At 65.2% G+C, this 11,171-nt stretch carries 10 protein-coding genes; 3 read left to right on the top strand and 7 right to left on the bottom strand.

Annotated features, from left to right (window positions below):
- The first annotated feature begins 509 nt into the window (after positions 1-509).
- Positions 510-1,484, top strand: coding sequence for a tyrosine recombinase XerC (gene xerC, locus GX414_15900; GenBank protein ID NLI48585.1), 975 nt, complete (start codon positions 510-512; stop codon positions 1,482-1,484).
- Between the two features lie 479 nt (positions 1,485-1,963).
- Here the strand turns inward: xerC and GX414_15895 are convergent, their stop codons facing one another.
- The 5 genes from GX414_15895 to GX414_15875 all read right to left on the bottom strand — a co-directional run bounded on the left by GX414_15895 (position 1,964) and on the right by GX414_15875 (position 6,881).
- Positions 1,964-2,920, bottom strand: a complete 957-nt coding sequence (locus GX414_15895) for a glycosyltransferase family 2 protein (GenBank protein NLI48584.1) — start codon at positions 2,918-2,920, stop codon at positions 1,964-1,966.
- Positions 2,921-3,375: 455 nt separating this feature from the next.
- Positions 3,376-5,448 carry an elongation factor G gene (gene fusA / locus GX414_15890; GenBank protein NLI48583.1) on the bottom strand — a complete coding sequence of 691 codons (2,073 nt, stop codon included), beginning with the start codon at positions 5,446-5,448 and terminating at the stop codon, positions 3,376-3,378.
- A 151-nt stretch (positions 5,449-5,599) separates the two neighbouring features.
- Entirely contained in the window at positions 5,600-6,070 is a 471-nt protein-coding gene (gene rpsG / locus GX414_15885; GenBank protein ID NLI48582.1) for a 30S ribosomal protein S7, read from the bottom strand.
- A gap of 21 nt (positions 6,071-6,091) precedes the next feature.
- Positions 6,092-6,466, bottom strand: a complete 375-nt coding sequence (locus tag GX414_15880) for a 30S ribosomal protein S12 (protein ID NLI48581.1) — start codon at positions 6,464-6,466, stop codon at positions 6,092-6,094.
- A gap of 184 nt (positions 6,467-6,650) precedes the next feature.
- On the bottom strand, positions 6,651-6,881 hold the full coding sequence (locus GX414_15875; GenBank protein NLI48580.1) for a hypothetical protein: 231 nt from the start codon (positions 6,879-6,881) through the stop codon (positions 6,651-6,653).
- A 76-nt stretch (positions 6,882-6,957) separates the two neighbouring features.
- Here GX414_15875 and GX414_15870 point away from each other — a divergent pair, with 76 nt between their 5' ends.
- Both GX414_15870 and GX414_15865 read left to right on the top strand, forming a co-directional pair.
- Positions 6,958-7,371: a hypothetical protein gene (locus GX414_15870; GenBank protein NLI48579.1), complete on the top strand. Its 414-nt coding sequence runs from the start codon at positions 6,958-6,960 to the stop codon at positions 7,369-7,371.
- A 434-nt stretch (positions 7,372-7,805) separates the two neighbouring features.
- On the top strand, positions 7,806-9,041 hold the full coding sequence (locus tag GX414_15865; GenBank protein NLI48578.1) for a hypothetical protein: 1,236 nt from the start codon (positions 7,806-7,808) through the stop codon (positions 9,039-9,041).
- A gap of 141 nt (positions 9,042-9,182) precedes the next feature.
- On the opposite strand, the gene GX414_15860 is transcribed toward GX414_15865, so the two are convergent.
- Positions 9,183-9,410 carry a hypothetical protein gene (locus tag GX414_15860; GenBank protein ID NLI48577.1) on the bottom strand — a complete coding sequence of 76 codons (228 nt, stop codon included), beginning with the start codon at positions 9,408-9,410 and terminating at the stop codon, positions 9,183-9,185.
- Positions 9,411-9,680: 270 nt separating this feature from the next.
- A complete protein-coding gene (locus GX414_15855; GenBank protein ID NLI48576.1) occupies positions 9,681-11,009 on the bottom strand; it encodes a M20 family metallopeptidase in 1,329 nt (442 codons plus the stop codon).
- Between the last annotated feature and the right edge of the window lie 162 nt (positions 11,010-11,171).

Here is an 11,171-nt window from a genome sequence, read left to right as displayed (position 1 = left end):
TCCAGATTGGTAGACAGGAGCAATATAGTCTGTGACTCCGGAAGCAATCACCACGTCCAGACAGAATGCGCCCCTCTCCAGGGGAAGGGTGTGTTTTGTCTTGACGGGAGCGCTCTTCTCATAGATGAGAGTTGAGGGTTCGTGCCCGCGATCGCAATCGTGATCGTAATCGTACCGTTTAAATGTCTGAACGCTGGAATGTTTGCAGGTTCAACAAATTCCAAGTTCACAGGTTTGTGGATATCGGACTTCGGATGTCGGACTTGGGACTTCGGAGATCGCCTGTCATTCCAGTACGCCCCATCTTGACTTGAATAGCCCACAACAATTCAGCGATCACCAACAACACAAAAAGGCCGCTGAATACTGTCTGATGATCAATGACAAATGGATCCCTCCGCACCTTCTGCGTCACTGTGGTGAAGCTCCCCCGTCGGCTCGCCGGTTCGATTCCTCAGGCGGACCGCCTGAGCCACGCCGGCTCGCCGTTTCGCCCGTTCCATCATATAATGGCAGGATCAAGGGAGCACACCGTGGGCCACAAGCTGCCGGAGTTGATCGACCTCTTCCTCGAGCACCTGAAGTTCGAGCGAAACATGTCCGTCCACACGGCGCGCAATTACGAGGCGGACCTCCGCCAGTTCGCCGCCTTCTTCACCCGGACCGACAGCCGCGGCCACGCCGTGGAGCCGGCGGTCGAGGCGATCGATCCCTTGTCCATCCGCGAGTATCTCGGTTTCCTGTACCAGAAGAACCTGGCCAAGACCACCATCTGCCGCAAGGTGTCGACGCTGCGGTCTTTCTTCAAGCACCTGGTGCGGATCGGCGTGCTGGTCAGGAACCCGGCCCTGTCGGTGAGCATGCCCCGCACCCCGCGGCGGATCCCGGTGCACCTGGAGCTGGACCAGGTGCAGGCGCTGGTGGAGGCGCCCGACCCGGCCACCCGCAAGGGCCGGCGCGACCGGGCCCTGCTGGAACTGCTGTACGCCACAGGGATGCGCGTCAGCGAGCTGGTGGGGCTCAACACGGAAGACATCCACTCCGCCGAGGAGATGATCCGCGTGCGCGGCAAGGGGAAGAAGGAGCGGCTGGTGCCGTTCGGTGAGGCCGCAGCGCACGCCCTGGCGGCGTGGTGGCCCGAGCGCCAGCTCATCCTGGCCGCCGCGCCGGCCGAAGGCCGCGAAGGGCAGGCCGCCTTCCTCAACCTGTGGGGCGGGCGCCTGACGGACCGCTCGGTGCGGCGGATCCTGAACAGCTACATCCATCGCGTGGCCGTCCGGCTCAAGATCAGCCCCCACACTCTGCGCCACACGTTCGCCACGCACCTGCTGAACGCCGGCGCCGACCTGCGGGTGATCCAGGAGCTGCTGGGCCACGCCAGCCTGTCCACCACCCAGAAGTACACCCACCTTTCCATCGAGCATCTGATCAAAGTGTACCAGCAGGCCCATCCCCACGCGAAGAGCCGGAAGGGGCGAGGCTAGAGGCTAGAGGCTCAGGGTTAAGGGCTCAGGGTTGGGGGTTTGGGGTTTGGGGTTTGGGGTTTGGGGTTTGGGGTTTGGGTAAGGGGCACGGAGCTCGAGGCTTGGGACTCGTTCTCACTCCGGAGTATCCGGCCATATCTACTCTGGGCAAATCAGGGGGGACGGGCCGCGGCCGGCGGGAAACCGCGGCAAGGAAAGACGGTACGGTTGGCAAGGGTCATTTGTCATCGATCATTTATCATTGGTCATTGCAGCGGAAAACCAGATTTAATAGGTGAATGGGTGAATTGGTAGATGGGTGAATCGGGAAACGGCGGACGGGAGACGAACCGCGAGCCCCGAATCCCGAGATCCGATGTCCGACATCGATCAACCATCCGCGAACCTGTGAACTTGGGAACTTGTTAACCTGCGAACATTCCAACTTTCAAACCTTCAAACGGTTCGATTACGATCACGATTACGACCTTCCGAACTCCTCACTCCTCACTCCTGACTTTTTCCAGCTCCAGCGAGCGGACGCGGACCAGCAGTTCCTCCGCCAGCCGCCGGTTGGTGGCGGACAGATGAGCCAGCAGGCCGGTGAGAAACAGCTGGAAGCCCCCCAGCAGGAGCACCGCGGCCAGGATCAGGGATTGGATGTGCCCCCTCCCCTCCCCCATGGCGAAGAAATAGATGAACCGCGCCCCCAGGGCCACGCCGGGCGTGAAGAGCAGCGCGCCCAGCGTGCTGAAAAACGCGAACGGCCGATAGACCACGAACACGCGTCCGATGGTGCCGGCGCTCCGCAGAAGAAAAGTGGCGGTGGAGCGGAACAGCCGCGACGGGCGCGTGGCCGGGTTGGTGCGGATGGGCACGCAGGCGATGGCCAACTCCTTGGCTGGCGCCTGGATGATGGTCTCGAGGGTGTACGAAAACCGGCTGGTGACGAACAGCCGCTTGGCCGCCTCCCGCGAGAAGGCGCGGAAGCCGCTCGCCGCGTCGGGCACGCGCACCCCGGCCAGCAGGCTTACCGTGGCCGAGCCGAGCCGCTGGAGGAGCCTCTTCAGCGGCGAGAAGTCGGCGATCTCGCCGATGGGCCGGGTGCCGATGACCATGTCGGCGCGCCCCTCCAGGATCGGCGCCACGAGGGGCGCCACGTACTCGCCGCGATACTGGTTGTCGCCGTCGGTGTTGACCACGGCGTCGGCTCCGCGCCTGAGGGCGGCGTCGAGACCGGCGGCGAAGGCGAATGCGAGGCCGCGGTTGCGGGGCAGGCTCACCACGTGGTGGACGCCGCAGGCGCGGGCGGCCGCCACCGTGCCGTCGGTGGAGCCGTCGTCCACCACCAGGTATTCGACGGCGTCGAAGCCGGCCACCGTCCGGGGCAGGTCGCTGACGGTTGCGGCCAGCGTTTGCTCCTCGTTGAAACAGGGGATCTGGATGATCAGTTTCATCGCGGCCGTCCTCGGTGTGCGCTGCGGATCGTGGATTTCGGAACACGGCCACTATACGCTACGGCCGGATGGATGGCAAGGTCGGGGCGGCGGAATCGCGGTGAGGGGACACCACATTGGCACAAAGGACACAAAAGCATCATTCGTTTTTCATCGATCATCTTTCACTGGTCATTTGTCATTGATCAATTCAAAGGGGGAATGGGTGAATCGGTGGATCGGAGTGTTAGTAAGAGTTTCAGATCCAGGCAAATCATAAACAAACTCTGTGTCCTCTGTGCCTCTGTGGTGAAGATGAACTGCCCGAAGTCCGATGTCCGCGTTTCGAGAACGAGCCTCGAGTCTCGAGCCTCGATTATGATAACGAGTACGAGTACGAGTACGAGTTGCGATTACGAGCCCGAATTACGAGTCTGAGAGACGTCTTCCCCTATCACCTATCTTCTCACTTCCCCCTACTTCCCGCCGCCGACGATCTTCTCGGCAAGCTGGGCGGGCACCGGCTCGTACTGGTTGAAGTGCATGGTGTAGGTGGCGCGTCCCTGGGTCAGGGAGCGCAGGTCGGTGGCGTAGCCGAACATCTCGGCCAGCGGCACCATGGCGGTGACCACCTGGGTGCTCCCGCGGTGCTCCATGTGGGTGATGCGGCCGCGGCGGGCGTTGATGTTGCCGATCACGTCGCCCATGTACTCCTCGGGGGTGACCACCTCCACTTTCATCACCGGCTCCAGCAGCACCGGCGCGGCCCGGCGCGCCCCTTCCTTGAAGCCCATGGAACCGGCGATCTTGAAGGCCATCTCGGACGAATCCACCTCGTGATAGGCACCGTCATAGAGGGTGACTTTGACATCCACCATTTCGTAGCCCGCCAGCACACCGTTCTCCATGGCCTCGCGGATGCCCTTTTCCACCGCGGGGATGTACTCCCGCGGCACCGTGCCGCCGAAGATGCCGTTGACAAACTCGAAACCGCCGCCGGCCGGCTGCGGCTCGACCTTCAGCTTGACCACGCCGAACTGGCCGTGCCCGCCCGTCTGGCGCACGAAGCGGCCCTCCGCCTCGACCGCCTTGGTGACGGTCTCGCGGTAGGCGACCTGGGGGCGGCCCACCCGCGCCTCGACGCCGAACTCGCGCATGAGGCGATCGACGATGATCTCGAGGTGCAGCTCGCCCATGCCGGAGATGATGGTCTGGCCGGTCTCGTCGTCCACCTTCACGCGGAAGGTGGGGTCTTCGGCCATGAGCTTGCCGAGCGCGCCGCTCATCTTGTCGATGTCGGCCTGGGTCTTCGGCTCGATGGCCACGCTGATGACCGGCGCCGGGAAATCGATCGCCTCCAGCAGGACCGGGGCGTCCCGGTCGCAGATGGTGTCGCCGGTGCTCACCTTCTTCAGACCCACCGCGGCGGCGATGTCGCCGGCCCAGATCTCGGGGATCTCCTCGCGCTTGTTGGCGTGCATCTTGAGGAGCCGGCCGATCCGCTCGTTGGCCCCCCGGGTGGAGTTGTAGACGGTGGTGCCGTTGGCGAGCCGGCCGCTGTACACCCGCATGAAGGCGAGGGAGCCGACGTACGGGTCGGTCATGATCTTGAACACCAGCGCGGCGAACGGCGCGTCGTCGTCGCAGGGACGCGCCACCGTCCCGCCCCGCTCGTCCTGGCCCTCCACCGGCGGCACGTCTAGGGGCGACGGCAGGTAGTCCACCACGGCGTCGAGCAGCGGCTGGATGCCCTTGTTCTTGAAGGACGCGCCGCAGAGCACGGGGGTGAAGCGGAGCGCCACGGTGCCCTTCCGGATGCAGGTCTTGAGCTCCGCCTCGGTGACGGGGACGCCCTCGAGATACTTGCCCAGCACCGCGTCGTCCATCTCGACGGCCGTCTCCAGCAGCCGTTCACGGAAGCTCTCCGCCTCGGTCAGTTGCTCCGCCGGGATGTCGGTTTCATGGTAGTGGGCGCCTTTCGTCTCGTCGTCGTAGATGTAGGCCTTCATGCGCACGAGGTCGATCACCCCGCGGAAGGCGTCCTCGGCCCCCAGCGGCAGCTGGACGGCCAGCGGGGCGGTGTCGAGGCGGGCCCGCATCATGGCCATGCAGTTGATGAAATCGGCGCCGGGCCGGTCCATCTTGTTGACGAAGGCGATGCGCGGCACGTTGTACCGGTCGGCTTGGCGCCAGACGGTCTCGGACTGCGGCTCCACCCCGCCCACGGCGCAGAACACGGCCACGGCGCCGTCCAGCACACGGAGCGAACGCTCCACCTCGGCGGTGAAATCGACGTGGCCCGGCGTGTCGATGATGTTGATCCGGTGGTCCTGCCAGAAGCAGGTGGTGGCGGCCGAGGTGATGGTGATGCCGCGCTCTTGCTCCTGGACCATCCAGTCCATGGTCGCGGTCCCTTCGTGCACCTCGCCGAGGCGATGGGTGATCCCGGTGTAGAAGAGGATGCGCTCGGTGGTGGTGGTTTTACCGGCGTCGATGTGGGCCATGATCCCGATGTTGCGGGTTTTTTCCAGAGGGGTTTGGCGCGCCACGGCATTACTCCTGTGTCACGGCAGCCGGCCGGCCGGGATCCCGTTTCGGCTCGGGCCTCGCGCTCCGGGCGACGCGGCTGGGGGGATAAACAGATGCAGTCCGGACGGCCGGACTGCTCGATCGCTCATTGCATGCGGAAAAAGCGGCGGATTACCAGCGGAAGTGGGCGAACGCCTTGTTGGCTTCGGCCATCTTATGGGTGTCTTCCTTCTTCTTGATGGTGGCGCCGCGCTCGTTAAAGGCGTCGATCAGCTCGTTGGCCAGACGCTCCTTCATAGTCTTTTCGCCGCGCTGTCGGGAGTAGCCGATGAGCCAGCGGATGGCCAGCGACTGCTGCCGGGTGGGGCTCACCTCGACGGGGACCTGGTAGTTGGCGCCGCCCACGCGGCGGGTCTTGACTTCCACCTGGGGCTTGCTGTTCTGGACGGCCCGCTTGAAGATCTTCAGGGGATCGTCCTTGGCCTTCTTGGAGATGATGTCCATCGCCGCATAAAAGCTGCCCTCGGCGGTGGTCTTCTTGCCCTTCTCCATCATGCAGTTGATGAATTTGGTCACGAGCTCGCTGTTATAGATCGGATCCGGCGGGGTGGCGCGCTTGGCGACTTCTCTTCTTCTCGGCATCCTCGTACTCCGTTCCTGTGGTTATTTCTTGGGCCGCTTGGTGCCGTACTTGGAGCGGGAGTTGGCCCGCTTGTCGACGCCGCCGCAGTCCAGCGTGCCGCGGACGATGTGGTACCGCACGCCCGGCAGATCCTTGACGCGGCCGCCGCGGATCAGCACAATATTGTGTTCCTGAAGGCTGTGGCCTTCGCCGGGGATGTAGGTGGTGATCTCGATCCCGTTGGTCAGGCGGACGCGGGCCACCTTGCGCAAGGCGGAATTGGGCTTCTTCGGCGTGGTGGTGTACACACGGGTGCACACGCCCCGGCGCTGCGGACAACGCTGCAAAGCAGGCGCCTTGGTCTTGTTCCGGACCTGCGCTCTGCTCTTGCGGACGAGCTGATTGATCGTCGGCACAGTCAACTCCTTGAACGAATTACCCGGATCCACACCTGGAGTCCGGTGCACGAAAGAGTCGGCACTATAGCAAAAGCCCCCCTAGGTGTCAAGCACTTTCGTCCCCCGGCGGCGCATCCCCGCCCGGACCGCCGGCGGCGCTGCCCAACCCCGCCCGCAAGGGCGGGAACGGCCCGCGGGCGGGTCAGTTGCGTTCTGTCGGCGGCGCCGCGTCCGGCGCCGCCCGACGGGCGGCGCAGCGGGCGTTCTGGGGCACCAGGCGCCCCAGTTGCCGACAATAGAGCGCGCGAAACGTCCGGCACGACAGGGAGCCGTCCACAGTTACGTCGTCCGGGAACTCGGCCCACGGACAGGACAATTCGCACCAGCGCTCCTCGACTGCCGCCGGTTCAGCCCGTCCGGGCCGCTTGTTCATGATTCGGCTCCGTCCGCTCATTTTCGTGGCATGATAGCATGTTTTTAAATATAATTCGGAACGAGGTCCATCATCCGTGATCAAAGCGATCTTGAGCCAGTTGCTGCTGCTGCTCATCGTCGGGCTGCCCACCGGCTTCCTGCTGGGCGTTCTGATGAGTTGGGGGTTCCTGAAAACCTCCCGCCGGATTGACGACCCGCCCAGCCGGCTGGCCCAGACCATGACGGTCCTCCTGACGCTGGTGCTGGCCACCGCGCTGGCGGGGCCCCTGTTCAGCCTGGCCTACTCCATCCTGTTCTTCCGCCTGTTCGGTTTTCACGCCGTCTGGATCTACGGGATGCTGGTGAGTCTGGTGCTGGCCGTCGCCATGAACCTCTACGCACACTACCGCCGCATGCGCGACCTGCCGGTGATCGTACGGATGAACCTTGGCGCCGCGTTCATCCTTGGCTGGCTGATCCCGCTCCTGCACTTTCTCTTCAAGCGCTAACCGTCTCCCTCTCTCGTACTCGTACTCGTACTCGTAATTCGGAATCATGATCGTAATCGAGGCTCGAGACTCGTTCCCGTAACACGGACATCGGGGTTCGGGGCTCGGGGCTCGTCCCCATAGCGTGGACATCGGATAGTCAATCTTCACCTCAACGGCACAGAGGACACATAATTTTTTTGTTTTAGCCCGGATCTGAAACTGTCTCCTACACTCCGATTCGCCGATTCACCCTTTCATCTCCCAAAATGACCGATGAAAAATGATCAATGGAAGCCGAGCAATCCCTTTATGTCCGCCGCGTTCTCTGTGGTGAATCTGGCCGTCCCGAATTCCCCCCGATTTCGCCGCGACTTCATTCTGTCTTCACACGCGGCCGCGATGATGGGCGCCGGCGGGACCCGTGACCGCCCACATTTCCACCGGAGGTGACCATGCGTCCCGTCTTTCGCATCCTGGCCATCGGACTGATCTTTGTCGCCACCGCCGTCGCCTGGCTGGCGCTGAGCGGCACCATCGTATACCGGACCGAGAGTCAGCAGGACAAGCTCCGCCACGCCGTGGGTCAGCTCTGGGGCTCTCCCCAGACCCAGCCGGCCCCGGAAGCCGGCTACACCGAGCGCGTACTCCGCGAAGTGACCGTGTGGCGGGACAAGCAGCCGGTCGTGGAACACAAGGAGGACGCAGTGAGCCACGTCCTCCCCCTGGTCGGGAGCGACATCAAGGTGCGCCTCGAGGTGGACCACCGCCGCAAGGGCCTCCTCTGGTACGCCACCTACCGGGTGCAGTTCGAGGCGGCCTACCGCTTCCGCAACACCTCCGCCGAGGCGCACGACGTGTGGATCACCTTCCCCTTCCCCGCCGGTGACGCCCGGCTCGACAACTTCCGCCTGGCCGTGGCCGGCCGGCCCGTGACCGAGGTGCCCGTGACCGACGGCAAGATCCGGGTCCGCACGCGGGTGGCGCCGGGCGACGAGGCCCGGCTGGAGGTGGCCTATGACTCCCAGGGCCTCGACGAGTGGTGGTACCGCTTCGGCGAGAAGGTCGCACAGGTCCGGGATTTCACCCTGACCATGGACACCGACTTCGACGGCTTCGATTTTCCCGCCGGCGGCATCTCGCCCGCTGCCAAGGAGCGTCGCGACGGCGGCTGGCGCCTGGCCTGGCGCTTCACCAACATCTTCACCGACGACCGCGTGGGCATCGGCCTGCCCCACCGCCTGAATCCGGGGCCGTGGGTGGCCGCCGTCACCGCCGCGGCGCCGGTGTCGCTGTTCCTGTTCTTCTTCCTGGTGCTGGTGCTCACCACGCGGCGCGGGATCAACCTGCACCCCATGCACTACTTCTTCATCGCCGCGGCATTCTTCAGCTTTCACCTGCTGCTGGCGTACCTGGTGGATCACGTGGACATCCACGCGGCGTTCGCCGTCTGCGCCGCCGTTTCCGTGCTGCTGGTGTTCACCTACATGCGCCTCGTGGCGGGTGTGCGGTTCGCCCTGGTGGAGGTGGGCGTCTCCCAGCTCGTGTACCAGGTGGGCTTCTCCTACACGTTCTTCTTCGAGGGGTACACCGGCCTGGTGATCAGCGCGCTCTGCGTCGCCACCCTGTTCGCGACCATGCAGCTGACCGCCCGGCTGGATTGGGACGAGGTCTTCCGGCGGCAGGCCTGAGCCGGGCGAGCCCCGGGGTGCGGATCTCGAGTCTCGGGGCTCGCTCCCAATCGCTGTGCGGATAGTTGAGTAATGACGATTGGGGCAGGTCCCCCGACTGGGCGCCGGCTCGCCGGTTCGCCACCCCGGCGCAGCGCCCCCTCAGTCGTGCGGGCCGATGGAGATCCCGCTATCCCAATGCACCCTCGGCCGCCTTCCCTTCGGGAACTCGCGGCGCAGCGAGCGCCGGCGGGGCGCCAGGGTGATCAGGGCCGGTTCGATGGCGGCGCCTGTCGCGGCGAGCGCCGCGAGCCCCGCCGCTGTGATGGGGAGCACCGTCCAGTCCTGGGGATCCTCGCCGTCCGCCCAGTCGATGCGCTCCGTGAACACGCTGACGAAGCGCAGGCCGCACCCGCGCGGATGGCGACGGCGAAGCGGGGCTCGTCCACAGCTCGGCCTCCACGGGCAGCGCCAGAAACGCCTCCCGGGCCGCCGACGCCCACGGCGGCCAGCACCGTTTGCAGCCGAAGGTTTCCGCGCTCATTTCACGCTCTTCCGTCCCGCCACCGGCACGGCGGGTCCGCTTCTACCTTACTCGCCCATGCATGGACAACAGAATCCGCATGGCGGCTTGGCGCCTTCGCGAGCCGATTGGCTGATTCACCCGCTCACCTTGAGATACTCCCCGAACCGGGCGGCGGCGGCGTGCAGGATGCAAACGAGTTCGTGGATGCTGGCCAGCTCCACCCATTCGTCCGCCTTGTGGCAGTCGCGCCCGAGCGGCGACAAGTTCAGGATGGGCAGCTCCGGCCGGGCCATGGCGAAGAGGTTCTCGTCGGCATTGGACCAGCCCATGTTGAACGCCCGGAAGCCCACCGTCTCGTCCACGATGCCGCGCATATGCCGCGTGAACGGGTGGTCCGCCGGGGTGCAGAAGGCCTCGTTGAAGGGGGTGGGGCGTTTGCGCAGCGACACCCGCACGGGCCGGAATTCGCCGGACACCTTGACGCGCGCCAGCTCGCCGGAGGCGTACATCGCCGCCACCAGGTCATCGAGGAGCTTGAAGCGGCTGGCCACGGTGACGCCGGGCGTGAGCTGGAAGCTCACCAGGATCCGCCCCGCCGACGGGATGGAGAGCGACCCGTCGCCGGCCTCGACGCGGCTCACAAAGGTGCTGCCGGCGATTTCGCCGGTGGCGTCCGCCGCGGGCATCGGCTCGGCGCAGAAGGTGAACCGCTCCCGGTACTCGGCACGGAGCCGCTCCAGCCGCGCGGCGATCTTCACCGTCTCAGCGGCGGCGCTCACGAGCGCCGGGTCGTGCGCCTGGGCGCCGTGCCCGCCGGTGCCGGCGACATCGATGACGCACTCGCAGCGCCCCAGCCGGCCCAGGGTGATGGTGCCGGTGCCGTGGCGGGTGTTGGGGCCGTCGCCCGTCTCGGGGACGACCACGGCGCGGACGTCGTCGAGAAAGTCGCTGCGCGACAGGACGTAGCCGCCCGTGGAATAGTATTCCTCGTCCACGCCGAACGCCAGCTTGATGCGCCAGCCGTCGGGCTCCAGCGGCGCCAGCGCCTCGAGCGCCGCGGCCAGCCCCGCCTTCATGTCGTTGGCGCCCAGACCGGTCATGATCTCGCGATCCCTGCCGTCGATGCGGCGGCTGCTCTGCACCGGCGTGAGGGCTTGCTCGCGGCTCAGCCAGGGCCTGGCCGTCACCGTGTCCATATGGCCGTAGAACAGGATCGACGCGGGGCCCCGTCCCTTCTCGGCCAGGAGGTTGTGGTACACCGTGCCGTCGGGCCCTGCGTGCGCCGGTTGTCGCCGTACGGCGAAGCCCGCCTCACGGAGCCGACCCTCCAGGTACGCGGTGATGCGGGTCTCGTTCCCCGCCAGCTTCCAGGTGGCGGGGTCGTCGGGATCCACCTCGTGGCAGACGAACGGATTGGCCGAATCGATCCGGATCAGCTCCTCCAGCAGTCGCACGGCGTCCATAGATCACACCTCTTGAACTGTATTCACCACAAAGATACTCCGTTAGAAGTCAAAAAGATTTTTCAGCATGATGAAAAATCGGGCGCATGATCTCCTTGGCACGAGGGCGTTCGGATTGGTATGATCAGCGCGGAAGGCGGCCGCTCGAACTCCGGTCTCTTT

The organism is Acidobacteriota bacterium, assembly GCA_012517875.1.
In the GTDB taxonomy this organism is placed as follows: domain Bacteria; phylum Acidobacteriota; class JAAYUB01; order JAAYUB01; family JAAYUB01; genus JAAYUB01.
The sequence above is the reverse complement of the archived record's forward strand: the minus strand, read 5'-3'. Positions and strand labels throughout refer to the sequence as shown.